The 526-nt window shown below is 41.1% G+C and carries 1 protein-coding gene; it reads left to right on the forward strand.

The annotated features are described in order from the left end of the window. Nucleotides 1–82: 82 nt before the first annotated feature. Entirely contained in the window at nt 83–466 is a 384-nt protein-coding gene (gene tnpA, locus CYK47_RS15305) for an IS66-like element accessory protein TnpA (RefSeq protein WP_122902606.1), read from the forward strand. Nucleotides 467–526: the final 60 nt, after the last annotated feature.

Consider the following 526-nt stretch of genomic DNA (forward strand, 5'->3'; position numbering starts at 1 on the left):
GCGTCCGCTGAACACACCTTATGAATTCATCCTATAAGCCTTAATTTAGTCCCCACTTAAAAACAAGTGGGGACTAAAATTTATGACTATAAATCACCAGACATCCATCGCATCTCTTGCGAAAAAACGAAGAACATACAGTGCTGAATTTAAACAGCAGATCGTTCAGGCTTGTAAAGCACCGGACGTTTCAATTGCTTCGGTCGCTTTGCAACATGGATTGAATACAAATCTTGTATCCAAATGGATTCGCTTAATTGATGCTAAGCCAGGGAGTGATCGCTCACCACTACCGAATAAACCTGCATTTATTGCCTTATCTTGCTCTGCACCATTAGATCCTACTCTTACTGACATGTTAAAGGTTCAAATTACTTTACCCCACTCAAAAGCAGAAATTGGCTTGAAATGGCAAGTATCAGAAATATCTGCTTTAGCAGAATTACTCAAGGCACTGGCAACATGATCCGCATTGATGAAATCTGGCTTTCTACCCAACCTCTGGATATGCGAGCAGGGATGGATA

The organism is Acinetobacter sp. B51(2017), from assembly GCF_003711395.1.
GTDB lineage: Bacteria > Pseudomonadota > Gammaproteobacteria > Pseudomonadales > Moraxellaceae > Acinetobacter.